The sequence below is a fragment of the Pseudomonas sp. SWRI179 genome (assembly GCF_014268705.1).
Taxonomy (GTDB): Bacteria; Pseudomonadota; Gammaproteobacteria; order Pseudomonadales; family Pseudomonadaceae; genus Aquipseudomonas; species Aquipseudomonas zanjanensis.
In genome coordinates this window covers 1-23,329 of sequence record NZ_JABWRA010000001.1, presented here as the reverse complement: position 1 = coordinate 23,329, position 23,329 = coordinate 1, and the positions used below count along the sequence as shown (strand labels likewise).

The following is a 23,329-nucleotide window of genomic DNA, read 5'->3' as shown; positions in this document are numbered from 1 at the left end:
ACGCGGAAACACCATCGAGAACGCCCCCTGCCCCCATGGAGTGACTGCAATGCCCAGCGCACCGCGTCCGGACAAACGCCGGTTCCCCCTGCACGTCCATATCAGCGTGATGTTTACCCTGCTTTTGTTGTTGACCGGGGTGGTGCTGGGCATTTTCAACTACCGGCAAACCACGCAAATCATCCTTTCCAGCAGTGAAAAACTGTTCAACCGCATTGAGCAGGACGTGCGCCTGGACCTGTATGACACCTACGAACCCATCCGCCACCTGTTGAGCCTGTTGGCCGATTACCCGGCGACACGTACGCCGCAGATGGCGCAACGCCTGGCCCTGCTCGCGCCCTTCAGCCAGGCACTACGGGACAACCCGAACCTGGCGTCGTTGTACCTGGGCGATCAGCGTGGCAACTTCCTGATGGTTCGGCCATTGCGCACCCCAGCCCTGAGAACCGCCCTGCAGGCACCCGCCGAGGCGGCCTATCAGGTCTGGACCGTTGAGCGAGCCTCCGAACAAGGCCCGGTCCATTCCCAGTCGCTGTTCTACGACGAGACCCTGACGCTCATCAATCGCCGGGACATTGCCGACGAAACCTACGATCCGCGCAACCGTGGCTGGTTTCGCAGCGCCGCCGACAGCGCCGAGCAGATCACCACCGAACCCTACGTTTTTTTCTCCACCCACAATGTCGGCACCACCCTGGCCCGGCGTAGCGGCGAGCAAGCGGTCATCGGCGCCGACCTGACCCTGGCGGCCCTGTCCCAGACCCTGGCCAAGCACAAGGTCACTACCGGCACCGAGATCGTCCTGCTCGACCCCAAGGGCAACGCCGTGGGTTATCCCGACAGCGACCGGCTGCTCGCCGACGCCCAGTCGGCGCGCCTGATCAAGGCCCGCGACCTCAGCCCGGCCATCGCCGCCGTCCTCGATGACAACGCTGACACGACCCGCCTGGAAGCGGCTGGACGCCAGTGGATCGTTTCCCGCAGCCACATGCAGGAAGGCGGTCCCCAAGGCCTGGAACTGGCGTTGCTGGTGCCTGAAGACGAGCTGCTGGACAACGCCTATCGCATGCGCTGGCAAGGCGCGCTCATCACCCTCGCCACCCTGCTGCTGTGCCTGCCCCTGGGCTGGTTGACGTCGAGGATCCTGGTCAAGCCGTTGCGCGAACTGGTGCAGGAAGCCGACGCCATTCGCAGCTTCGATTTCAACTACCCGGTGTCACGCCGCTCCCCGGTGCTGGAGGTCGACCAGTTGAGCGTCTCGATGGCGCGCATGAAAGACACCCTGGCGAGTTTCTTTGAAATCACCGCCAGCCTGCGCGCCGAAACACGCTTCATCCCACTGCTGGAGCGGGTGTTGTTCGAAACCGTAAAAATCGGCCAGGCCCAGGCCGGCCTGATCTACCTGCGCGAGAACGACGACAATCGGCTCAAGCCCTACGGGCTGGTGATCGATGGCACGCCCAGGGACCTCGAAACCTTCAAGCTGCGCAATCTTGAATTGCTGGCTGGCGACAGCCCGCAATGGCTCCAGCAACTGGCCGTCTCGGACAATCTGGTGACCTCCCTGGGCTTCGAGCAGGCGGCCGACCTGCAGGGCATCCTGCGGGCACTGGACTCGCCTCGAGCCCATCTGATTGGCATCCGCCTGCGCAATCGTCACCAGGAAACCGTCGGCGTGTTGGTGTTGCTGATCACCGACAGCGGCACCGAAGCCGACCTGGAAAAACTCCAGCCCGACCGCATCGCCTTCCTCCAGGCCGTGTCCGGCGCCGCCACCGTGAGCATCGAAGGCCAGCGCCTGCAAGCCAAGCAAAAACAACTGCTGGACGCCTTCATCCAGTTGCTGGCTGGCGCGATCGATGCCAAGAGCCCCTACACCGGTGGCCATTGCCAGCGGGTGCCGGTCCTGACCCTGATGCTCGCCCAGGCCGCCGCCGCCAGCCAGGCGCCGGCATTCGACGCCTACCGGCCCACAGAGGATGAATGGGAGGCCCTGCACATCGCTGCCTGGCTGCACGACTGCGGCAAGGTCACCACCCCTGAATACGTCGTCGACAAAGCCACCAAACTGGAAACCCTGCACGACCGGATCCACGAAATACGCACCCGCTTCGAAGTACTCAAGCGCGACGCCTGGATCGATTACTGGCGGGCCGTGGCAAACGGTGGCGAGTCGTCGTCCCTGGAGCAACAGCGTGACGCGACGTTGACGGCCCTGGATGACGACTTCGCTTTTGTCGCGCGCTGCAACCTGGGCTCCGAAGCCATGGCCGAGGCCGACCTGCAACGCTTGCAACACATCGCGCAACGCCCGTGGACCCGGACCCTCGACGATCGCCTGGGGGTTTCCTGGGAAGAGAACCGGCGCCAGGCCCGTACGCCCAAGCCGACGCTACCGGTCACCGAGCCGCTGTTGGCGGACAAGCCCGAGCACCTGTTCGAGCGCCACGCGGCCGAACTGATCCCGGCAGACAACCCGTGGGGCTTCCAGCTCGATGTGCCGGCCTGGAAATACAACCGCGGCGAGCTCTACAACCTGAGCATCACGCGCGGCACGCTGACCCGCGAGGAGCGCTACGTCATCAACCATCACATGGTGCAGACGATCCTGATGCTCAGCCAGTTGCCCTTCCCCAGCCACCTGAACAATGTGGCGGAGATCGCCGGCGGTCATCACGAGAAGATGGACGGCAGCGGTTATCCCAAGCGCCTCAAACGCGAGGAAATGAGCCTGCCGGCACGCATGATGGCGATTGCCGACATTTTCGAAGCACTGACAGCGGCCGACCGCCCCTACAAGAAAGCGAAGAAGCTGAGCGAGGCCCTGGGCATCATGGCCACCATGTGCCGTGACGCCCATATCGATCCCGAACTGTTCGGGCTGTTCATCGAGGAAAAGATCTACCTGAGCTACGCCGAGCAGTTCCTCGACCCGCACCAGATCGATGAAGTCGACCCCGACAGCCTGCTGGCCAAGGCCGGGCTGAAGGCATGAAAGCAATTCCTGTAGGCGCTGCCGAACGAAGCGAGGCTGCGATCTTTCCCCTGACACTTGAATCTCAAGCGAACAATCAAGGGAACAAAAGATCGCAGGCTTCGCCAGCTCCTACAGGACGTGGATCAGCAATCCGTCAGGCGCAGGAAGATCGCAGCCAACGCTTCAATGCCGGCCTGGTCATGGTCGCTGAAACGCGCCAATTTCGGGCTATCCAGATCGAGCACGCCGATCAGGCGCCCGTCCTTGACCAGCGGCACCACCAGCTCGCTGTTCGACGCACTGTCGCAGGCGATGTGCCCAGGGAAGGCATGGACATCTTCGACGCGCTGGGTCTGCCGGGTCGCTGCCGCCGTGCCGCAGACGCCGCGGCCAAAGGGAATCCGCACGCAGGCGATCTGGCCCTGGAACGGCCCCAGGACCAGTTCTTCATTGCGATTGAGGTAAAAACCAGCCCAGTTCAGGTCTTCCAGTTGCGTGAACAGAAAGGCCGAGAACTGCGCGGCATTGGCGATGAAATCACGCTCATCGGCCAGCAAGGATTCCAGCTGTGCCGATAACAAGCCGTAGCCATCGAGGCCTTCGCCGGCAGCGTTCAAATCGATCATGCCTTGTGCTCCAACAATTTCAGGCCGACCCAGTAACGGGCAAACTGATAAGCGCAACGTCCGTTGCGGTTGCCGCGACCGGTTGCCCAGCGCACGGCCTGTATCTCCAGGGCTTCATCGCGCTCCCAGGCCAGCCCGGCCTTGGCCGCCAGTTCGCCGATCCAGTGCTCCACGACGTCGAGGAAATGCTCCTGGGTAAACGGATAAAACGACAGCCACAAACCAAAGCGGTCGGACAAGGCGATCTTGTCCTCCACGGCTTCGCTGGGGTGAAGTTCGCCGTCGACCCGCTTCCAGTTTTCGTTGTCGCTTTCCTTTTCCGGCACCAGGTGGCGACGGTTGGACGTGGCATACAGCAGCACGTTGTCCGGCGCCTGTTCCAGCGAACCATCCAACACGCTCTTGAGCACGCGGTAATCGCCTTCGCCGGACTCGAACGACAAGTCGTCGCAGAACAACACGAAGCGCTGTGGCAGTTTCGCCACCTGCTCGACCACCCGGGGCAAGTCGGCCAGGTGATCGCGTTCGATCTCGATCAACCGCAGGCCATGCTGGGCATGTTCGGCCAACAAGGCGCGCACCAGGGACGATTTGCCGGTGCCACGCGAGCCCCAGAGCAAGGCATGGTTGGCGGGCATGCCATCGATGAACTGCCGCGTGTTGCGCCCCAGTTGTTCGACCTGGCGATCCACGCCGATCAGGTCCGACAGGCGCATGTCGAGGCTGACTTGCAGCGGCAGCAGGTAGCCGTTGCGCCCGTCCCGCTGCCAGCGGGCGGCCAGGGTCTGGCTCCAGTCGATGGTGGGCCGGGGCGCCGGCAGCAACGGCTCGATCCGGGCCAGCACGGCATCGGCGCGCCCAAGAAAAGCATTCAATCGCGAGTCCACATCTTCTCCTCGGACAGGTTCACAGTAATGATGGCGCTCCAGCAACGAAACGCCGTATCCAATGGCGGGTCTACTTCACACAAAACCAACCGGTTGCACCGGTATTCAGAGATGATCAGCTATGCTTGACCGGCGAAGGGAAACGTAAGTGGTTCATCACTCCATGGACATCCGATTCACTCAACGGCTTTCCTATAAGCAGGCCCGCCTGACCGTCCTGGTGGGCTTCGTGCTGGGCACCTTGCTCAGCCTGATGCAGATCGGCATCGATTATGCCAGCGAAGACGCGTCGATCAACCGTGAAATCCTGTCGTTGCTGGAAATCAGCCACAACCCGGCCTCGCGCATCGCCTACAACATCGACGCCGAACTCGCCCAGGAGCTGTCCATGGGCCTGTTGCGCTCACCGGCCATCATCGGGGCCGAGCTGATCGACAACAACAATACCGTGCTGGCCAGCGTCAAGCGGCCCGAACTGCAAAGCAGCTACCGGTTCATCAGCGACTTCCTGTTCGGCGCCCAGCGTCAGTTCGAGGACCGGCTCTACCTGGACCATTTACCCGCCGAATCCCTGGGCATACTGCGACTGGACGTCGACACCTATGCGTTCGGCAGCCGTTTCCTGCGCCGCGCCGAGGTCACCTTGCTCAACGGTTTCGCCCGCAGCCTGATCCTGACCGGGCTGCTGCTGGCGCTGTTCTACGTGATGCTGACCAAGCCCCTGGTGCGGGTCATTCGCGAGTTGAGCAGCCGCGATCCAAGCAGCAACGAACAGAACCGCCTGGAATGCCCTTCCGGCCACCAGTCCGATGAAATCGGCGTGCTGGTGTCCGTCGCCAACCAGCAGTTCGAAAATATCTCCACGGAAATTCAACAACGGCGCACGGCCGAAAATCGCCTCACTGAATACCTGGCGCAACTGGAGAACATCGTCTCGGCACGCACCGCCGAACTCAAGGCCATCAACGCCCGCCTCAGCCAGTCCAACGAAGAGCTGGAGGTAGCCCGGCGCACGGCCCTGGACATGGCCGAAGCCCGCTCCGTGTTCCTCGCCAACATGAGCCATGAGATCCGCACGCCGCTCAACGGCCTGCTGGGAATGATCGCCCTGTCCCTGGACGGTCCCCTGACGGCCGAGCAACAGCAGCAGCTCTCGATTGCCCATGACTCGGGCAAGGTATTGGTCGAACTGCTCAACGACATCCTTGACCTGTCGAAATTCGACGCCGGTCAACTGGAACTCGAACGCATCCCGTTCGACCTCGGCGCCCTGGTGGAGGACACCGCGAACCTGCTTTCCCAGAACGCGGCCCCCAGTGTCGAACTGGCTTGCCTGATCGAGCCGCAGTTCCCGGCACAAGTCATCGGCGACCCGACCCGAGTGCGGCAGATCGTCAGCAACCTGCTGTCCAACGCATTGAAGTTCACGCGCTTTGGCCGGGTCGACGTGAAGTTGAGCCATTACGAAGGCGGCGTGCGAATCGAAGTCTGCGACACCGGTATCGGTATTCCCCAGGAGGCCCAAGCGCGGATCCTGCAACCGTTCACCCAGGCCGGGGCCGGGATTACCCGTCAGTTTGGCGGCACCGGGCTGGGCCTGGCATTGACCTACAACCTCTGCGAAGCCATGCAGGGCCGATTGACGATCAGTTCCGAAGCCGGCTTCGGCAGTCAGTTCTGTGCAGAGCTGCCGCTGCCCTGCCATCTTCCGGCAACGCCGGTCGAACCGCTGCACGGCAATGTCGTCGCCATCACCGCCAGCAGCAGCGGCCTGGCCGAGTTGCTAGGCATGCTACTGCCAGGATGGGGCCTGGATTATGTGCGGCGCTCCATCGATGACGGGCTGCTGGGGCTCAAGCCTGACGTGCTGATCACTGACTGCCCGGAATGCCTGTTCAACCTGCGGCCGACCTTTGATGCGCCGATCCTGCTGGTCACCGCCTATGGCAGCTTCATGCCCAGCGAAGAAGCGGCTGCCCTCGCACCGCTGGTACAACAGGCCCGACCATTGGCACGCCATGCGCTGTACCAGATCCTGCGACGCGCCATGCAAAACGAGGCGACCACCATCAACGACGCACAGATCGAAACCCTGGTGCCGTCCAGGCGCGGACAGGTATTGCTGGTGGAGGACAATCCGGTTAACCAACTGGTGGCCAAGGGCATGTTGGTCAAGTTGGGCTGTGAAGTCACCGTCGCGGCCCACGGCGTCGAAGCCCTGGATCAACTGGAACAGCGGGTGTTCGACCTGGTGTTGATGGACTGCAACATGCCAGTGATGGACGGTTACGAAGCCAGCCGGCAGATTCGCCGCAGCGGACGCTGGTCGGACCTGCCGATCGTTGCACTGACGGCCAACGCGATGCCCGAGGAACGTGAGCGCTGCCGGGCGGCCGGCATGAACGATTACCTGTCCAAGCCGTTCCGCCGCGAAGAACTGGCGGCCGTGCTGGACCAGTGGGTGCCCACTACGTCAGCGCTTTGATCTGGCCCAGCAAATGATCGAGACCGTCTCGCAACGCGCCCAGGCGGTCCAGATCGACACCGCTGTCGCACAACAGGCGGGCCTTGAGCGGGCCGACCTGCTCGCGCAAGGCGCGCCCCGCAGCCGACAGGCTCAAGTGCACCTCCCGCTCGTCCCGGGCTGAACGCTGGCGCTGGACCAGGTCCAACTGTTCCAGGCGCTTGAGCAGCGGCGTCAGCGTGCCGGAATCCAGCAGCAAACGCTCACCCAGGGCCTTGACCGTCGGCTGTGGCGGGGCCGTGTCCTGCCACTCCCACAACACCAGCATCGCCAGGTATTGCGGATAGGTCAGGCCAAGTTGATCGAGCATCGGCTTGTAGCCACGGATCACCGCACGGGAAGCGGCGTACAGCTTGAAGCACAACTGGCTGTCGAGCTTTAACGAATCGGCTGACAGATCATTCATTTGAGCAGTGCTTCGATCTCGCCGGTCAGGTCCTGGGGTTTGGTGGTCGGGGCAAAACGCTTGACCACCTGGCCGTCCTTGCCGATCAGGAACTTGGTGAAATTCCACTTGATGCCTTTGGACCCCAGCACGCCAGGGGCCCGCTGTTTAAGCTGGACGAACAGCGGATGGGCGTTGGCGCCGTTGACTTCGACTTTCTTGAACAGGGGAAAACTCACGCCGAAATTCAGTTCGCAGAACTCGGTGATCGCCCCTTCATTGCCCGGCTCTTGCTTGCCGAACTGGTTGCAGGGAAAGCCCAGTACCACCAGGCCCTGGTCCTTGTAGGTCTGCCACAACGCCTCCAGCCCTTTGTACTGCGGGGTAAATCCGCACTGGCTGGCCGTGTTGACCACCAGCACAGCCTTGCCGGCGAAATCAGCGAGGGTCTTTTGCTCACCCTTGATGGTGGTGCACGGGATGTTCAGCAGGTTGTCGCTCATGGCAAGACTCCGGATTGGAAGAAGAGGACGCAGAAGATAGCGAGCAATTAAATTGTATGCAATCTAATTGTTCGCCCCACGGCCTTGAGAACCTACGGGACTCTGTGGCGAGGGAGCTTGCTCCCGCTCGGCGGCGCAGCCGTCGTAAACCGGCCGACACGGTCTTCTTGAAAAACCGCGCCAAGCCGTTTTGGGGCGGCTGCGCCGCCCAGCGGGAGCAAGCTCCCTCGCCACAGGGGTCGTGGTGAACAGGCCCTACCGGGGGACCAGGTCCAGGCACACCGAATTGATGCAGTACCGCAACCCCGTAGGCGGCGGGCCGTCGGGGAAGACATGGCCCAGGTGGGCATCGCATTGGGCGCAGACCACCTCGGTGCGGATCATGCCGTGGCTGACGTCCCTTACCTCTACCACCGCGCTGCCTTCGATCGGCGCGTAGAAACTCGGCCAGCCACAGCCCGAATCGAATTTGGTCTTCGAATCGAACAGCGGCTCGTTGCAGCAGATGCAGTGGTACACACCGTCAGTCTTGGTTTCGTTGTATTTACCGGAGAATGGCCGCTCGGTGCCCTTCAACCGACAGACGTTGTACTGCTCCGGGTCGAGCATGGCGCGCCATTCTTCAAGGGTTTTCTGCAACTTTTCCATCGTCCTACCTCGGCAATTGAAAAAGCCCGATCCGACGCTTTTCCGCAGATCGGGCGGCACGTATGATTGCGCCTCGTCAGACGCCAGTCTGGCAGTCACGTCATGCGCATTCAAACGGATTGTGGCGCCTATACCGCGTCAGGCCTGGGCACAGACGCAGGATCCCCAGTACGGTAGTTCACACGCCGCCTGGATCGTTCATTTTCGGGAACACATCGCCATGCAGGTCAGCAAATCGAACAAGCTCGCCAACGTCTGCTACGACATTCGCGGCCCGGTGCTCAAGCACGCCAAACGCCTGGAAGAGGAAGGCCATCGCATCCTCAAGCTGAACATCGGCAACCCGGCCCCCTTTGGTTTCGAAGCGCCCGATGAAATCCTCCAGGACGTCATCCGCAACCTGCCGACCGCCCAGGGCTACAGCGACTCCAAGGGCCTGTTCAGCGCGCGCAAGGCCGTAATGCAGTATTACCAGCAAAAGCAGGTCGAAGGGATCGGCATCGAGGACATCTACCTGGGCAACGGCGTGTCCGAGCTGATCGTGATGTCCATGCAGGCCCTGCTCAACAACGGCGACGAAGTACTGGTGCCGGCACCGGATTATCCGCTGTGGACCGCTGCCGTAAGCCTTTCCGGCGGCAACCCGGTGCATTACCTGTGCGACGAACAGGCCAACTGGTTCCCCGACCTGGCGGACATCAAGGCCAAGATCACCCCGAACACCAAGGCCCTGGTGATCATCAACCCGAACAACCCGACCGGCGCCGTGTACTCCAGGGAAGTGTTGCTGGGCATGCTGGAACTGGCCCGCCAGCACAACCTGGTGGTGTTCTCCGACGAGATCTACGACAAGATCCTCTACGACGACGCCGTGCACGTGTGCACCGCATCCCTGGCGCCGGACCTGCTGTGCCTGACCTTCAACGGCCTGTCCAAATCCTATCGGGTTGCCGGTTTCCGCTCCGGCTGGATCGCCATTTCCGGGCCCAAGCACCATGCCCAGAGCTACATCGAAGGCATCGACATGCTGGCCAACATGCGCCTATGTGCCAACGTGCCGAGCCAGCACGCGATCCAGACGGCACTGGGCGGCTACCAAAGCATCAACGACCTGGTCCTGCCCCAGGGCCGGCTGCTGGAACAACGCAATCGCACCTGGGAATTGCTCAACGACATCCCCGGCGTCAGTTGTGTCAAGCCCATGGGCGCGCTGTATGCCTTCCCACGGATCGACCCGAAGGTCTGCCCGATCCACAACGATGAAAAATTCGTCCTCGACCTGCTGCTGTCCGAAAAGCTGCTGGTGGTCCAGGGTACGGCGTTCAACTGGCCATGGCCGGACCACTTCCGCGTCGTGACCCTGCCACGGGTCGATGACCTCGACCAGGCCATTGGCCGGATCGGCAACTTCCTAAAGTCCTACCGTCAATAAGCCGGACTGCGTGCGAGGCGTCCTCACCTCGCACGCTGTTTGATTCAGCAACATATCCGTTCGGGCCGGTTTCGTCGGGCCTTCTACACTCGGTGCAGGACGGCCAACGTGCAGCGGGGCTCAACGTTCATGGGGCGCAGGCAGCGCATTTCTTTTCCCTTGTCACTTTCAGAAAAGTCTTTCAAACATTTAGGACGGCTGTAGGACACAGTTTGAAATAGTCGGCGAGTTGAATAGCCTGCGGCAGCACCTTATATACCCCGCATAACGCTACATCTTTAGCATGAGGAGATTTTCACAACCATGATGCGCATCCTGCTGTTCTTGGCCACTAACCTGGCGGTCGTGCTGATTGCCAGCATCACCCTGAGCCTCTTCGGCTTCAACGGGTTCATGGCGGCCAATGGGGTTGACCTCAACCTCACTCAGCTGCTGATCTTCTGTGCGGTGTTCGGTTTCGCCGGTTCCCTGTTCTCGCTGTTCATCTCCAAGTGGATGGCGAAGATGAGCACCGGTACCCAGATCATCAGCCAGCCGCGCACGCGTCACGAACAATGGCTGTTGCAGACAGTCGAGCAGTTGTCCCGCGAAGCCGGTATCAAGATGCCGGAAGTCGGTATCTTCCCGGCCTACGAGGCCAACGCCTTCGCCACCGGCTGGAACAAGAACGACGCCCTGGTTGCCGTCAGCCAGGGCTTGCTCGAGCGGTTCTCGCCCGATGAAGTCAAGGCCGTGCTGGCCCACGAGATCGGCCACGTCGCCAACGGCGACATGGTGACCCTGGCGTTGATCCAGGGCGTGGTGAACACCTTCGTGATGTTCTTCGCCCGGATCATCGGTAACTTCGTCGACAAGGTGATCTTCAAGAACGAAGAAGGCCAGGGCATCGCCTACTACGTGGCGACCATCTTCGCCGAGCTGGTACTGGGCATCCTCGCCAGCGCCATCGTCATGTGGTTCTCGCGCAAACGCGAGTTCCGCGCCGACGACGCCGGTGCACGCCTGGCCGGCACCAGCGCCATGATCGGCGCCCTGCAGCGCCTGCGCGCCGAGCAAGGCCTGCCGGTGCACATGCCCGACACCCTGAATGCCTTTGGCATCAACGGCGGCATCAAGCAGGGCCTGGCTCGCATGTTCATGAGCCACCCGCCGCTGGAAGAGCGTATTGACGCACTTCGTCGTCGGGGCTGATAGGTAACTCAAAAGAAAGCCCGCAGTAATGCGGGCTTTTTCTTGTCTGCTCATTTGTGTACTGCCGACCTGACGCCATCCCAGCCAACACATCAACGGCCGAAAATCCGATACACCCGCTCATCCAGCCTCTTCACACCCGCCTGCAAGAACTTCCAGCTCTCCCCAAGCACATCCTGCTCCTGCAAGACTTCCAGCCGCCAGCCATTCCCCAGCAGCCGCTGCACCTCATCATTTCCCACGGAGAAAGGTGGACCCGGCATTTCATCCTGGTTGTAATCCAGGGTAATCAACAATCCGACTCCGTTTGGCAAGATCTTCTGCAGATGAGTCGCGTACCGTTCCCGCATCGGCACCGGCAAGGCGATCAACGCCGCACGGTCATACAGCGCCGTGCAATCGGCCACATCCTCCGGCTCCAGGGCAAAAAAATCACCGCAGCGAATTTCGATATCACCGGACCGAAAGACTTTGAACGCGCCCTCTTCACTGATGCTCGGCTCAAGCTGATGTTCAAGGAAAAAATCAGCCGCAGCTTTTTCCGACAACTCCACCCCCAACACCGAATACCCCTGATCGGCAAGCCACAACAGATCCAGGCTTTTCCCACACAGCGGCACCAGCACCCGACTGCCCTGGGCCAACCCCAGCTGCGGCCAGAACCGTTGCAGGTAGGGGTTCACCTCCGGCAAGTGAAAACCGATCTGGTTCGATGACCAGCGCTTGTGCCAAAACTCGGGCTCCATGATTCACTCCAAAAAATCGATCAAAACGGGCTAAAACTTATATTAGATTTAGATCATAGACCTGACGGAAGATGACCCATCTTAACGCTCAGGAGTCCGTCCATGCTGCCCAGCCTGTTTATCTCCCATGGCTCACCGATGCTCGCCCTGGAGCCCGGCGCCAGCGGCCCGGCGCTGGCCAGCCTTGCCGCTCAATTGCCCAAGCCCAAGGCCATCGTCATCGTCTCCGCCCACTGGGAAAGCAATGACCTGCTGGTCAGCGCCAACCCGCAACCGCGCACCTGGCACGACTTCGGCGGTTTTCCACCGGCGCTGTATGAAGTGCAATACCCCGCGCCAGGCAATCCACAACTGGCGATGCAAGTCGCAGACATGCTCAACGCCGCGCACCTGCCGACACGCCTCGACCCTCAACGGCCGTCCGACCATGGCGTCTGGGTGCCATTGTCATTGATGTACCCCGACGCCGACATCCCGGTGGTACAGGTTTCCCTGCCTAGTCGCCAGGGGCCGGTGTTACAGACCCAGGTGGGCCAGGCCTTGGCGAGCCTGCGCCACGAAGGCGTCTTGCTGATCGGCTCCGGCAGCATCACCCACAACCTGCGCGACCTGGACTGGAATGCCGGCCCTGACAGTATCGAGCCCTGGGCCAAGGCCTTTCGCGATTGGATGGTCGAGCAACTGACAGCCAACGACGAGACCGCGTTGCACGACTACCGCCGCCAGGCGCCCAATGCCGTGCGCAGCCACCCCAGCGACGAGCACTTGCTGCCGCTGTATTTTGCCCGGGGTGCGGGTGGGAAATTCAGTGTTGCCCATGGGGGGTTCACCATGGGGACGCTGGGGATGGACATCTATCGGTTCGACTGATGGACCGCGTCGCTTCAATCGCGAGCAGGCTCGCTCCCACAGGGGTTTGGTGAGCGCCGAAGTCCAGTGTGGGAGCGAGCCTGCTCGCGATTGGCGTCCACACCACTCCCCCTGAAGGAGCCCCAAACGACAGGCGAAAAAAATCCCCGAACCAGTCGGGGATTTTTCATGTTCGATCAATCAGCCCGAGAGCCGATCAATCTTCGCGGTAGCGACGCAGCTTGAGCTGCTTGCCAGCCACGCGGGTGTCTTTCAACTTGGTCAGCAACTTCTCCAGACCATCTTCCGGCAGCTCTACCAGGCTGAAGCTGTCACGCACCTGAATGCGACCGATCGCTTCGCGGGCCAGGCCACCTTCGTTGAGGATGGCACCCAGCAGGTTCTTGGCGGCGATGCCGTCACGGGCACCCAGCGCAGTACGGCAGCGCGCACGACCTTCGGCCAGCGGGATCGGTGCACGACGCTCGCGATCACCACGATCCGGACGATCACCGGTGCGCTCAGGACGATCGCCACGCGGTGCGTTGTTCGGCACCAGCGGACGTTCCTTCTCGATTGCAGCCAGGTTCAGCGCTTGGCCATTGGTGGCCTTGCGCAGCAGTGCGGCGGCCAGGGCGCGTGGGGTGCAACCGATGTCGGCGGTCAGGCGATCAAGCAGATCACCGTGGGTCGATTCGGCGTCAGCCACCAGTGGCGACAGGCTGTTGGTCAGTTTCTTGATGCGGGCATCGAGAACGGCCTGGGCGTCCGGCAGGCGAACTTCAGCCACCTTCTGGCCAGTCACACGCTCGATCACTTGCAGCATGCGGCGCTCACGCGGGGTGACCAGCAGCAGCGCACGGCCTTCGCGACCGGCACGGCCGGTACGGCCGATACGGTGAACGTAGGACTCAGGATCGTACGGCATGTCCACGTTGAATACGTGGGTGATGCGCGGAACGTCCAGGCCACGGGCCGCGACGTCGGTCGCCACAACGATGTCCAGGCGGCCATCCTTGAGGGAGTCGATCACGCGCTCACGCTGGTTCTGGGCAATGTCACCGTTCAGCGCGGCGGCTTTGTAGCCTTTGGCTTCCAGGGCGCTGGCCAGGTCCAGGGTCGCTTGCTTGGTGCGTACGAACATGATCAGGGCGTCGAAGTCTTCCACTTCCAGCAAGCTGAGAACGGCGGACGTCTTCTGGTCAGCGTGAACCAGCAGGTGAGCCTGTTCGATCGCGGTGACGGTCTGGGTCTTGGTCTGGATCTTCACGTGTTGCGGATCGCGCAGGTGGCGCTCGGCAATGGCACGGATCGATTGCGGCAGGGTGGCCGAGAACAATACGGTCTGGCGAGTCGCTGGCAGGGCCTTGAAGATGACTTCCAGGTCATCCATGAAGCCCAGCTTGAGCATTTCGTCGGCTTCGTCGAGAACCAGGTGGTTCACGGTAGCCAGGACTTTTTCGTCACGACGCAGGTGGTCGCACAGACGACCCGGGGTGGCGACAACGATTTGCGCGCCGTTACGGATGGCTTTCAGTTGTGGGCCCATCGGGGCGCCGCCGTAAACGGCCACAACGGTAACGCCAGGCATTTGCTTGGAGTAGGTTTCGAAAGCGGTTGCTACTTGCAGCGCCAACTCACGGGTTGGCGCCAGGATCAGGGCTTGCGGTTCGCGCTTGGCAGGATCGATGCGATGCAGGATCGGCAGGGCGAACGCAGCGGTTTTACCCGTACCGGTTTGCGCCTGGCCAATCATGTCGTGGCCGGCCATGATGATCGGGATCGATTGCTGCTGAATCGCCGAAGGTTCTTCGTAGCCGGTCGCAGTGACGGCAGCAAGAATGTTCGGGTTGAGATTAAAAGCGGCGAAGCCGCCGGTTTCCTGGGTCATGGGTCTGCCTCTAAGTGCATCCGCAAAGACCCATGCTCCAAAGCTGCGCATGCCGTGTTGAGACTCAAGAGTCGCCCTGGCTGCTTTGTCGGCGGGGATTTGCGAAAACGAATGAATGGAAAAAGAACGTCGTGGAAGCATCCGTTGTGCGGACATGCAACCGAAGCTGACTTCGGAGAATTGCGCTACCTTGACGCGGCCCGGCTAAAGGCCGGCGCGCACTATACCGGAATTCGCCAAAAAAGGGAGCTTTTTTTATTGCCAAACCCCGTTATGGGGCTCGCTGCCCCAGGCCCGAGGACAGCCGGCTAAAACGGTTCACCTCCAGACGCCTCCGCCCTTGTGGCGAGGGAGCTTGCTCCCGCTGGGTCGCGAAGCGGCCCCCTTCAATTTCAGAGATCAACCCAGGCGTCTGCTTCGCAGCCGAGCGGGAGCAAGCTCCCTCGCCACAGGGGAACTCACCGGCCATAAGATTCCTGACTTTGATCAGGTCGCCGGGCGAATGGCCTTGATCAACGACTGCAACGAATAGCCCAATCGCGGTGCCAACCCTTCGGCCCTGGCCACCAGCCCTTGCATATCCAGTTCCTGATCCAGGTCCGCCGGCACGATCAGGATCACGTTGCCCTCCTTCACCGGCAGCTCCCAATAATGCCGGTGGTACAAACCACGCAACAGCGCCGCGCCCAACGGCTTGCCGTCGTCGGTAGCCCATTGGTTGATCACCAGCCAGCCGCCGGGGTTGAGGCGTTTCTGGCAGTTTTCCAGAAACCGCCAGGCCAAGTGCCCGACGCCTGGGCCGACATCGGTGTAGAGGTCGACGAAGATCAAGTCCGCTGGCTCCGCCGTTTCGAGCAATTCCAAGGCATCGCCAACGCGAATATACAGTCGCGGATCGTCGTCCAGCCCCAGGTATTCGATGGCCAGGCGCGGCACGTCGGGGCGCAGCTCGATGGCTTCGACATCTTCCAGCGGCAGGAACTTGAGGCAGGCCTGGGTCAGCGTACCGGCGCCGAGCCCCAGGAACAGCGCACTTTCCGGCTGCTCGTGACACAACGCACCGATGAGCATGGCGCGGGTGTAGTCATATTCGAGCCAGCTGGGATCGGCCGTGAACACGCAGCTCTGCTCGATGGCATCGCCAAACTCGAGAAATCGGTAATCGGCCACTTCGAATACGCGGATCATGCCGAACTCGTCGTGCACCTCGGCGAGCAAATGCTCGACGCGCTCCTCAGTCATTTCATCTCCTGATGTTGCCGGGCGGGCATGAGCCTGCGCATACGGGGGGCAAAGGCGCGATTGTCCGCGAAGCAAGCGGAACAGGTCACGCACTAATTTGCTGATAACATGGCCGTCCGAGCGTAAATCACCTAGAGATCATGATGAGCCAACCCTGGAGCCCTGACAGCTGGCGCGCCCTGCCGATCCAGCAGCAACCCCGCTACCCCGACGCCGCGCACCTGTTGCAGGTGGAGCAGACCCTGGCCAGTTATCCGCCACTGGTGTTTGCCGGTGAAGCCCGGGAGTTGCGCCGTCAGTTCGCCGAGGTGACCCAGGGCCGGGCGTTCCTGCTGCAAGGCGGCGACTGCGCCGAAAGCTTCGCCGAATTCTCGGCGGCCAAGATCCGCGACACCTTCAAGGTGCTGCTGCAGATGGCGATCGTCATGACGTTTGCCGCCGGTTGCCCGGTGGTCAAGGTCGGGCGGATGGCCGGGCAGTTCGCCAAGCCGCGCTCGGCCAACGACGAAACCATCGACGGCGTGACCCTGCCGGCCTATCGCGGCGACATCGTCAACGGCATCGGTTTCGACGAAAAAAGCCGCGTCCCTGACCCGGAGCGGTTGTTGCAGTCCTATCACCAGTCCACCGCCACCTTGAACCTGCTGCGCGCCTTCGCCCAAGGCGGTTTTGCCGATTTGCACCAAGTACACAAGTGGAACCTGGATTTCATCGCCAATTCAGCCCTGGCGGAAAAATACAGCCACTTGGCCGACCGCATCGACGAAACCCTGGCATTCATGCGTGCCTGCGGCATGGACAGCTCGCCGCAACTGCGCGAAACCAGTTTCTTCACCGCCCACGAAGCACTGCTGCTCAACTACGAAGAAGCCTTCGTGCGCCGTGACAGCCTGACCAACGACTATTACGACTGCTCGGCCCACATGCTGTGGATCGGCGACCGTACCCGTCAGTTGGACGGCGCCCATGTCGAATTCCTGCGCGGGGTGAACAACCCGATCGGCGTCAAGGTCGGCCCGAGCATGGACCCGGACGACCTGATCCGTCTGATCGACGTGCTCAACCCGGACAACGATCCCGGCCGGCTGAACCTGATCGCCCGGATGGGCGCCAACAAGGTTGGCGAACACTTGCCGCCACTGTTGCGCGCCGTGCAGCGTGAAGGCAAGCAAGTGCTGTGGAGCTCCGACCCGATGCACGGCAATACCATCAAGGCCAGCAGTGGTTACAAGACCCGGGACTTCGCGCAGATCCTCGGTGAAGTGAAGCAGTTCTTCCAGGTTCACGAAGCCGAAGGCACCTACGCCGGCGGGATTCACATCGAAATGACCGGACAGAACGTCACCGAATGCATCGGCGGCGCACGGCCGATTACCGAAGACGGGCTGTCGGACCGCTACCACACCCACTGCGACCCACGGATGAATGCCGATCAGTCGCTGGAACTGGCGTTTTTGATTGCCGAGACATTGAAACAGGTTCGGCGGTAATTCAGACAGCTTTGTAGCGTTTGATTTATCGCTTTCGCGAGCAAGCCCGCTCCCACAAAGGAACTGTTGAGTTCACAAAATCAGTGACCGACTCGGCCCAATGTGGGAGCGGGCTTGCTCGCGAAAGGGCCCGCTCAGTCACCATCAATCTGTGCCAATGCCACCGCCAACCGCACCCCACCCTCCCGCCGGCAATTGAGCTGAACCCGCTCCAGCCCCAACCACCGAGCCATGCGCCACAGGTTCAGTGCAAGAGCCTGCATCCCCTCCTCGTCCAGCCCCGGCGCCTCCTCGTGCACGGCATGCACCGCCAACTGTCCCAAGGCCCGCTCCGCCCGCAGATCGACCCGGGCGGCAATTCGTTCGTTGTGCAGAAATGGCAGGACGTAATAGCCATACACCCGCTTTTGCACCGGTGTGTAGATCTCCAACCGATAGCGAAAGTCGAACAACCGCTCGGTACGACCGCGCTCCCAGACCAGCGAATCGAACGGCGACAGCAAGGCACTGGCGGCAACTTTGCGAGGGATTTTCACCGCGGGTCGGCACCAGGCCGGTTGCTTCCAGCCTTGCACCTGACAGCGCAGCAGTTCGCCAGCCTCCTCCAACTCGGCCAAGCGCCCGCGACTGTCGGCCGGGTCGAGGCGAAAGTAGTCGCGCAAGTCTTTCTCGGTCGCGATGCCCAGGGCTTCGGCGGCATGTACCAGCAAGGCGCGCTGGGCCTGGGCTTCGTCCGGCAGCGGTTGCTGCAGGATCGAAGCCGGCAGTACCCGCTCGGGCAAGTCATAGAGCCGCTCGAACCCACGCCGCCCGGCTACCGTGACTTCGCCTGCCGCGAACAACCATTCCAACGCATGCTTCTCAGCGCTCCAGTCCCACCACGGCCCGGCCTTTTCCTGGCGTGTGGACAAACTGCCTGCGCCAAGAGCGCCCTGCTCCTGGACCGCCGCCAGGACGCGGCGGATGACATCCTGGCGTTCCTGGCCGAAACGCGCCAATTGCTGGTAGATCCCTTCGCCACCCGACGCCCGATTCATGCGCCAGCGCATCAGCGGATACATCGACATCGGCAATAGCGAGGCCTCATGGCCCCAGTATTCGAACAGCGTGCGACGTCGGCCCTGGCTCCAGGCAGCTTGATCGAGCAAATCGCGATTGTAGTGACCGAGGCGGGAGAACAGCGGGAGGTAATGCGAGCGCACCAACGCATTGACGGAGTCGATCTGCAGGACGCCGAGGCGTTCGATCAGGCGGTTGAGGCGCGAGGGTTGCACCGAAGCTGGCGGCGACCGCCCATCGAATCCTTGGGCGGCCAACGCCAGACGCCGGGCCTGTTTGAGGGTAAAGGACACAGTCGCGGGCATGGAGATCTCCTTGTCTGCTCGCAACCTACCTCACCAATAAGAGGTTTGTGTAGGAAAGGATGGCTCATTTGTGCATTGGGTCATCCCAGAATGGCCGAACCACTTCCTGCTCTACGTCGGCACGACTCACGCCAATGTCCTTGAGCGCTTCGTCGCTCATGCCGGCCAGCAACTCACGTTCGTGGTGCAATTCGTACCAGCGACTAACCTTATGCAGCAGAGCACTGACCGAGAAGCCGTGGGAGAGTTTGTCTATCAGTAGATAACCTTTTTGACCTTTCATCGTGATGTCCTCCGTTGGGGATGGCTCAAGTCTCGCGCTAGCGCTAAGATCAATCCAACGAATGTTTCTTATGCAATACATCTCGGAGATTGATCAATTGTCGAGTTACCCGAGCATCGATACGGAAGTGCTGCGCACCTTTGTCGCCATCGCCGACCAGGGCGGTTTCACCCGGGCCGGGGAATTGGTCAATCGCACCCAGTCTGCCGTGAGCATGCAGATGAAGCGGCTGGAAGAAGACGTGTTGCAGCGACGACTGTTCGAGCGTGACGGGCGCCAGGTCAAGCTCACCGCCGAAGGCCAGGTGCTGCTGGGTTATGCCCGGCGGATCCTCAAGCTGCACAGCGAGGTGTTCAATACCCTGCGCGAACCGCACATGGTCGGCACGGTGCGCATCGGCACGCCGGACGATTACGTGATGCGCTTCCTGCCGGGCATCCTGCAACGCTTCGCCCAGTTCTACCCTTTGATCGAAATCGAAGTGCACTGCGAATCGTCCAAGCAGTTGCTGCTGCGCCAGGACCTGGACCTGTCCATCGTCACCCGTAAACCGGGGGACGAGATCGGCCAGCTGCTACGCAAGGAACGTTTTGTCTGGGCCGAGGCCGCCTGCTTCAACGTCCACGAACAAACACCGCTGCCGCTGGCGATGTTCAACAGCGATTGTTTCTGCCGGCAATGGGCGTGCAACGCACTGGATGCCATGGGCCGCGATTATCGCGTGGCGTACAACAGCTCGAGCCTGTCGGCGCTCATGGCGGTGGTGGGGGCCGGCCTGGCAATCACGGCGCAACTGGAAAGCCTGCTGACCCCGGACATGCGCGTACTCGGCGAGGCCGAAGACCTGCCGGAACTGCCCGAGGCCAGCATCATGCTGATCCGCAACCTGCACAACCCGTCGCCGATCACCGAGTGCCTGGCCGAACACATCGTCGAAGGTTTCAAACTTTAAAGGCGAGCAGCACCGCGCACAGCACCAGGAAACCGCAGAACAGCCCGCGCAACAGCCGCTCCGGCAGCGCGTGGGCGACTTTCACTCCCCAACTGATGCTCAGCAGGCCACCGATGGCCAGCGGCAGGCCGATGCTCCAGTCCACTTCGTGGTGAAACGCGTACGTGGCGAGGGTCACGCCCGTACTGGGCAAGGCCAGCGCCAGGGACAAGCCTTGGGCAACCACCTGGGTGGTGCCAAAAATGCTGGTCAGGATCGGCGTGGCGACCACGGCCCCACCGACACCGAACAGACCGCCCATGGTGCCGGATGCGGCCCCCAGCACGGCGAGCCATGGCCAGCCATGACGCATCTGCGCCGATGCCGGTGCAGTGGCGGCGAACATGCGGACCAGATTGTAGAGTGTCAGCGCGATCAGGAACGCTACGAAGCCGATCCGCATGCGGTCCGCGTCAATCCCCACCGCCCAGATCGAGCCAAGCCAGGCAAAGCAGAAACCCATGGAAGCCAACGGCAGGACATGGCGCAACTCAATGCGATTGCGCTGGTGATAGCGCCACAACGCAAGCATGACGTTGGGCACCACCATGACCAGCGCCGTACCTTGGGCCAGTTGCTGGTCGAGGCCGAACCAGACGCCCAGTACCGGAATGGCAATCAGGCCGCCACCGATCCCGAACAATCCTCCCAAGGTGCCCAAAACGGCACCAAACAGCAAAAACTGCACAAATTCGAACAAGACGATTCCCCTTTCCTTAGGGCGCATATCCTACGCAGTCGGCGGCAGCGGGGAAACGGGCCATCTGATCAGGCCGTCAGAATTATCTGGCGCATTAAAGATTTGCCCGCTAGATTCATAACGATCATTGATTTGAAGGTTTTGCCATGAACACCCTGCGCGACACCCCCGAAGCCTGCGAAGCCCTGCTGCTCGACAACCAGGTCTGCTTCGCCCTGCACTCCACGTCACTGCTGATGACCAAAGTCTATAAACCGCTGCTACAGGCCTTGGGCCTGACCTACCCGCAATACTTGGCGATGATGGTGCTGTGGGAAAAGGACGGATTGACCGTCGGTGAAATCAGCACACGCTTGCTGACCGACCCCGGCTCGTTGACGCCATTGCTCAAGCGCCTGGAGGCCGAAGGCCTGTTGAGCCGCACCCGCAGCCGTGAGGACGAACGCGTGGTGATTGTCGAACTCACCGAACAGGGCCGTGCCCTGCGGGAAAAAGCCCTCGACATCCCCCAATGCATCCTCGCCGCCAGCGGCCAGACCCTGGAGCAGTTGAAGAAGCTGCAACTCGACCTGCAAGAGCTGCGCGGGCATTTGCAAGACAGCCTCTAAAAACACCGCTAACACCTGTGGGAGCGGGCTTGCTCGCGAAGGCGCCGGTACATCCAAGACCCCTACCAACTGATCCACCGCTATCGCGAGCAGGCTCGCTCCCACACTGGATCTGCGGTGAACACAAAATTCATGTCCGACACAGACCCACTGTGGGAGCGAGCCTGCTCGCGATAGCGCCAACCCTGTCTACCCTGCCCTCCTAAAAATTTTTATACGCTCAATAACCGCTCTAGCTAAAGGCTTTCAGGCTTTTTCAGATCGCCAATTCCATCTCGCCTCGAAAATTTACATTGCGCACAAAATATTAGCGCTATACATTCTCTTCACACCTACTTAGCGCGCAAACATTTAGCGTAAAACACCTACCCAGAAACGAGGCGATCATCATGCAAACTCTCTACACCGCAATCGCAACTTCCACTGGCGGCCGTGACGGTCGTGCGATCTCCAGCGACAACATCCTCGATGTCAAACTCGCTACACCCAAGGAACTCGGCGGTGCAGGCGGTGCGGCTACCAACCCTGAGCAGCTGTTCGCCGCCGGCTATTCGGCCTGCTTCATCGGCGCCTTGAAATTCGTGGCTGGCCAAAGCAAACGCAAGATCCCGGACGACGCCTCGATCACCGCCCATGTCGGCATTGGCCAGATCCCCGGCGGTTTTGGCCTCGACATCGACCTGCACATCAGCCTGCCGGGCCTGGACCAAGCCGACGCACAAAGCCTGGTGGACGCGGCTCACCAAGTCTGCCCGTACTCCAACGCCACCCGCGGCAACGTCGATGTGCGCCTGCATGTCGCCGTCTGACCATAGCCCCCTGGACCCGAACTTAAGGAGATACACATGAACACGCTCAGCAAAGCCTTGACCGCCACCCTTCTCGCCCTCAGCGTCAGCAGCGCCTTCGCCGACGGCATCGTCGAACACAACACCCAGGCGTTTCTCGACGCTCTCAATGCCGGCACCGGCAAGCCCTTGGAACAACTGTCGCCCAAGGACGCCCGCGCCGTATTGGTGGGTGCCCAGGCGGGAGTCAAACTGACCTTGCCCAAGGCCGACGTCAGTGAGAAAACCATCCAGGTCGATGGCCAACCGATCAGCCTGACCATCGTTCGCCCAGCCGGGGTCAAGGGTGAGTTGCCCGTGTTCATGTTCTTCCATGGTGGTGGCTGGGTATTGGGCGATTTCCCGACCCATGAACGACTGGTTCGGGATCTGGTGGCGGGTTCGGGTGCTGTCGCGGTATTCGTCAACTACACGCCTTCACCCGAGGCGCATTATCCGGTGGCGATCAACCAGGCCTATGCGGCGACGAAGTGGGTCGCCGAGCATGGCAAGGAGATCAATGTCGATGGCAAGCGCCTAGCGGTAGCGGGTAATAGCGTGGGTGGCAACATGGCCGCGGTCGTGGCGCTGATGGCCAAGGACAAGGGCACCCCGGCGATCCGCTTCCAGGCGTTGCTGTGGCCGGTGACCGATGCCAGCTTCGAGACGGCGTCCTACAACCAGTTCGCCGAAGGGCACTTCCTCAGCAAAAACATGATGAAGTGGTTCTGGGACAACTACACCACCGACGCCGGGCAACGCGGCGAGATCTATGCCTCGCCATTGCGGGCAACCACCGCGCAACTCAAGGGCCTGCCGCCCGCGCTGGTACAGACTGCCGAAGCGGATGTCTTGCGCGATGAAGGCGAAGCCTATGCCCGCAAACTGGACGCGGCGGGGGTCCCGGTCACAGCTGTACGTTACAACGGCATGATCCACGACTATGGCTTGCTCAACGTCGTCAGCCAGGTGCCTGCGGTGCGTTCGGCGATGTTGCAGGTGTCGCAAGAGCTCAAGCAACACTTGAAGTAATTGCACGCCGAAGCTGAAGTGGCTGCACGCCGAAGCTTTTGTGGCGAGGGAGCTTGCTCCCGCTGGGCTGCGTAGCAGCCCCACCCCAGGCAACTCGGTCATCCAGTCATACCGCATTGACCCGATGACG

General features: G+C 61.5%; 21 protein-coding genes. 10 read left to right on the top strand and 11 right to left on the bottom strand.

The window, feature by feature from the left end; translation table 11 throughout:
• Nucleotides 1-49 precede the first annotated feature (49 nt).
• Nucleotides 50-2,998: an HD domain-containing phosphohydrolase gene (locus HU767_RS00105; protein WP_186705341.1), complete on the top strand. Its 2,949-nt coding sequence runs from the start codon at nt 50-52 to the stop codon at nt 2,996-2,998.
• Nucleotides 2,999-3,123: 125 nt separating this feature from the next.
• On the opposite strand, the gene HU767_RS00100 is transcribed toward HU767_RS00105, so the two are convergent.
• Both HU767_RS00100 and HU767_RS00095 read right to left on the bottom strand, forming a co-directional pair.
• Nucleotides 3,124-3,606 carry a GAF domain-containing protein gene (locus tag HU767_RS00100; protein WP_186728133.1) on the bottom strand — a complete coding sequence of 161 codons (483 nt, stop codon included), beginning with the start codon at nt 3,604-3,606 and terminating at the stop codon, nt 3,124-3,126.
• On the bottom strand, nt 3,603-4,493 hold the full coding sequence (locus tag HU767_RS00095; protein ID WP_186728132.1) for a DUF815 domain-containing protein: 891 nt from the start codon (nt 4,491-4,493) through the stop codon (nt 3,603-3,605). Before HU767_RS00095 ends, HU767_RS00100 begins: the two co-directional genes overlap by 4 nt.
• A gap of 163 nt (nt 4,494-4,656) precedes the next feature.
• Here HU767_RS00095 and HU767_RS00090 point away from each other — a divergent pair, with 163 nt between their 5' ends.
• Nucleotides 4,657-6,978 (top strand): response regulator, encoded by a 2,322-nt coding sequence (locus HU767_RS00090; RefSeq protein ID WP_186728130.1) that lies wholly within the window; start codon nt 4,657-4,659, stop codon nt 6,976-6,978.
• Here HU767_RS00090 and HU767_RS00085 read toward each other — a convergent pair.
• The 3 genes from HU767_RS00085 to msrB form a co-directional block, all read right to left on the bottom strand.
• A complete protein-coding gene (locus tag HU767_RS00085; RefSeq protein ID WP_072408019.1) occupies nt 6,962-7,423 on the bottom strand; it encodes a MarR family transcriptional regulator in 462 nt (153 codons plus the stop codon). The two genes, HU767_RS00090 and HU767_RS00085, sit on opposite strands and share 17 nt — an antisense overlap.
• The gene (locus HU767_RS00080; RefSeq protein ID WP_186728128.1) at nt 7,420-7,905 is read right to left on the bottom strand and encodes a glutathione peroxidase; all 486 of its coding nucleotides are present in this window, start codon (nt 7,903-7,905) and stop codon (nt 7,420-7,422) included. The genes HU767_RS00085 and HU767_RS00080 overlap by 4 nt, the downstream gene beginning before the upstream one ends.
• A gap of 255 nt (nt 7,906-8,160) precedes the next feature.
• The gene (gene msrB, locus HU767_RS00075) at nt 8,161-8,553 is read right to left on the bottom strand and encodes a peptide-methionine (R)-S-oxide reductase MsrB (protein WP_186705345.1); all 393 of its coding nucleotides are present in this window, start codon (nt 8,551-8,553) and stop codon (nt 8,161-8,163) included.
• Nucleotides 8,554-8,773: 220 nt separating this feature from the next.
• Between msrB and HU767_RS00070 the strand changes: the two genes are divergently transcribed.
• Nucleotides 8,774-9,985 carry a pyridoxal phosphate-dependent aminotransferase gene (locus HU767_RS00070; RefSeq protein ID WP_018603142.1) on the top strand — a complete coding sequence of 404 codons (1,212 nt, stop codon included), beginning with the start codon at nt 8,774-8,776 and terminating at the stop codon, nt 9,983-9,985.
• Nucleotides 9,986-10,288: 303 nt separating this feature from the next.
• Nucleotides 10,289-11,176: a protease HtpX gene (gene htpX, locus HU767_RS00065; protein WP_186705346.1), complete on the top strand. Its 888-nt coding sequence runs from the start codon at nt 10,289-10,291 to the stop codon at nt 11,174-11,176.
• A 92-nt stretch (nt 11,177-11,268) separates the two neighbouring features.
• Here htpX and HU767_RS00060 read toward each other — a convergent pair whose 3' ends face one another.
• The gene (locus tag HU767_RS00060) at nt 11,269-11,922 is read right to left on the bottom strand and encodes a thiopurine S-methyltransferase (protein WP_186705347.1); all 654 of its coding nucleotides are present in this window, start codon (nt 11,920-11,922) and stop codon (nt 11,269-11,271) included.
• 102 nt (nt 11,923-12,024) lie between these two features.
• Here HU767_RS00060 and HU767_RS00055 point away from each other — a divergent pair, with 102 nt between their 5' ends.
• A complete protein-coding gene (locus HU767_RS00055) occupies nt 12,025-12,792 on the top strand; it encodes a class III extradiol ring-cleavage dioxygenase (RefSeq protein ID WP_186728127.1) in 768 nt (255 codons plus the stop codon).
• A gap of 196 nt (nt 12,793-12,988) precedes the next feature.
• Here HU767_RS00055 and HU767_RS00050 read toward each other — a convergent pair whose 3' ends face one another.
• The gene (locus HU767_RS00050) at nt 12,989-14,662 is read right to left on the bottom strand and encodes a DEAD/DEAH box helicase (RefSeq protein ID WP_014337279.1); all 1,674 of its coding nucleotides are present in this window, start codon (nt 14,660-14,662) and stop codon (nt 12,989-12,991) included.
• A 486-nt stretch (nt 14,663-15,148) separates the two neighbouring features.
• Entirely contained in the window at nt 15,149-15,904 is a 756-nt protein-coding gene (locus HU767_RS00045) for a spermidine synthase (protein ID WP_186705349.1), read from the bottom strand.
• A gap of 143 nt (nt 15,905-16,047) precedes the next feature.
• Between HU767_RS00045 and HU767_RS00040 the strand changes: the two genes are divergently transcribed.
• A complete protein-coding gene (locus HU767_RS00040; protein ID WP_053183144.1) occupies nt 16,048-17,394 on the top strand; it encodes a 3-deoxy-7-phosphoheptulonate synthase class II in 1,347 nt (448 codons plus the stop codon).
• A gap of 134 nt (nt 17,395-17,528) precedes the next feature.
• Here HU767_RS00040 and HU767_RS00035 read toward each other — a convergent pair whose 3' ends face one another.
• Nucleotides 17,529-18,758, bottom strand: coding sequence for a winged helix-turn-helix domain-containing protein (locus tag HU767_RS00035; protein WP_186705350.1), 1,230 nt, complete (start codon nt 18,756-18,758; stop codon nt 17,529-17,531).
• 64 nt (nt 18,759-18,822) lie between these two features.
• Complete coding sequence (locus HU767_RS00030; RefSeq protein WP_039588913.1) at nt 18,823-19,041, bottom strand: DUF1127 domain-containing protein; 219 nt, start codon at nt 19,039-19,041, stop codon at nt 18,823-18,825.
• 97 nt (nt 19,042-19,138) lie between these two features.
• On the opposite strand from HU767_RS00030, the gene HU767_RS00025 reads away from it, so the two are divergent.
• Nucleotides 19,139-19,993, top strand: coding sequence for a LysR substrate-binding domain-containing protein (locus HU767_RS00025; protein WP_027912697.1), 855 nt, complete (start codon nt 19,139-19,141; stop codon nt 19,991-19,993).
• Here the strand turns inward: HU767_RS00025 and HU767_RS00020 are convergent.
• Entirely contained in the window at nt 19,983-20,732 is a 750-nt protein-coding gene (locus HU767_RS00020) for a sulfite exporter TauE/SafE family protein (RefSeq protein WP_186705351.1), read from the bottom strand. The genes HU767_RS00025 and HU767_RS00020 overlap by 11 nt on opposite strands.
• Nucleotides 20,733-20,878: 146 nt before the next feature.
• On the opposite strand from HU767_RS00020, the gene HU767_RS00015 reads away from it, so the two are divergent.
• The 3 genes from HU767_RS00015 (at nt 20,879) to HU767_RS00005 (ending at nt 23,199) form a co-directional block, all read left to right on the top strand.
• Entirely contained in the window at nt 20,879-21,340 is a 462-nt protein-coding gene (locus HU767_RS00015) for a MarR family transcriptional regulator (RefSeq protein WP_186728125.1), read from the top strand.
• 389 nt (nt 21,341-21,729) lie between these two features.
• Complete coding sequence (locus HU767_RS00010; RefSeq protein WP_186728124.1) at nt 21,730-22,149, top strand: organic hydroperoxide resistance protein; 420 nt, start codon at nt 21,730-21,732, stop codon at nt 22,147-22,149.
• A 36-nt stretch (nt 22,150-22,185) separates the two neighbouring features.
• Nucleotides 22,186-23,199 carry an alpha/beta hydrolase gene (locus HU767_RS00005; protein ID WP_186705354.1) on the top strand — a complete coding sequence of 338 codons (1,014 nt, stop codon included), beginning with the start codon at nt 22,186-22,188 and terminating at the stop codon, nt 23,197-23,199.
• Nucleotides 23,200-23,329: the final 130 nt, after the last annotated feature.

Excerpts from the sequence above, each read along its gene's own strand:
- HU767_RS00045 (WP_186705349.1), bottom strand. The coding sequence starts at position 15,904 with ATGACTGAGGAGCGCGTCGAGCATTTGCTCGCCGAGGTGCACGACGAG.
- HU767_RS00015 (WP_186728125.1), top strand. The coding sequence starts at position 20,879 with ATGAACACCCTGCGCGACACCCCCGAAGCCTGCGAAGCCCTGCTGCTC.
- msrB (WP_186705345.1), bottom strand. The coding sequence starts at position 8,553 with ATGGAAAAGTTGCAGAAAACCCTTGAAGAATGGCGCGCCATGCTCGAC.
- htpX (WP_186705346.1), top strand. The coding sequence starts at position 10,289 with ATGATGCGCATCCTGCTGTTCTTGGCCACTAACCTGGCGGTCGTGCTG.
- HU767_RS00050 (WP_014337279.1), bottom strand. The coding sequence starts at position 14,662 with ATGACCCAGGAAACCGGCGGCTTCGCCGCTTTTAATCTCAACCCGAAC.
- HU767_RS00085 (WP_072408019.1), bottom strand. The coding sequence starts at position 7,423 with ATGAATGATCTGTCAGCCGATTCGTTAAAGCTCGACAGCCAGTTGTGC.
- HU767_RS00035 (WP_186705350.1), bottom strand. The coding sequence starts at position 18,758 with ATGCCCGCGACTGTGTCCTTTACCCTCAAACAGGCCCGGCGTCTGGCG.
- HU767_RS00080 (WP_186728128.1), bottom strand. The coding sequence starts at position 7,905 with ATGAGCGACAACCTGCTGAACATCCCGTGCACCACCATCAAGGGTGAG.
- HU767_RS00030 (WP_039588913.1), bottom strand. The coding sequence starts at position 19,041 with ATGAAAGGTCAAAAAGGTTATCTACTGATAGACAAACTCTCCCACGGC.
- HU767_RS00060 (WP_186705347.1), bottom strand. The coding sequence starts at position 11,922 with ATGGAGCCCGAGTTTTGGCACAAGCGCTGGTCATCGAACCAGATCGGT.
- HU767_RS00090 (WP_186728130.1), top strand. The coding sequence starts at position 4,657 with ATGGACATCCGATTCACTCAACGGCTTTCCTATAAGCAGGCCCGCCTG.
- HU767_RS00055 (WP_186728127.1), top strand. The coding sequence starts at position 12,025 with ATGCTGCCCAGCCTGTTTATCTCCCATGGCTCACCGATGCTCGCCCTG.
- HU767_RS00010 (WP_186728124.1), top strand. The coding sequence starts at position 21,730 with ATGCAAACTCTCTACACCGCAATCGCAACTTCCACTGGCGGCCGTGAC.
- HU767_RS00100 (WP_186728133.1), bottom strand. The coding sequence starts at position 3,606 with ATGATCGATTTGAACGCTGCCGGCGAAGGCCTCGATGGCTACGGCTTG.
- HU767_RS00005 (WP_186705354.1), top strand. The coding sequence starts at position 22,186 with ATGAACACGCTCAGCAAAGCCTTGACCGCCACCCTTCTCGCCCTCAGC.
- HU767_RS00105 (WP_186705341.1), top strand. The coding sequence starts at position 50 with ATGCCCAGCGCACCGCGTCCGGACAAACGCCGGTTCCCCCTGCACGTC.
- HU767_RS00070 (WP_018603142.1), top strand. The coding sequence starts at position 8,774 with ATGCAGGTCAGCAAATCGAACAAGCTCGCCAACGTCTGCTACGACATT.
- HU767_RS00040 (WP_053183144.1), top strand. The coding sequence starts at position 16,048 with ATGAGCCAACCCTGGAGCCCTGACAGCTGGCGCGCCCTGCCGATCCAG.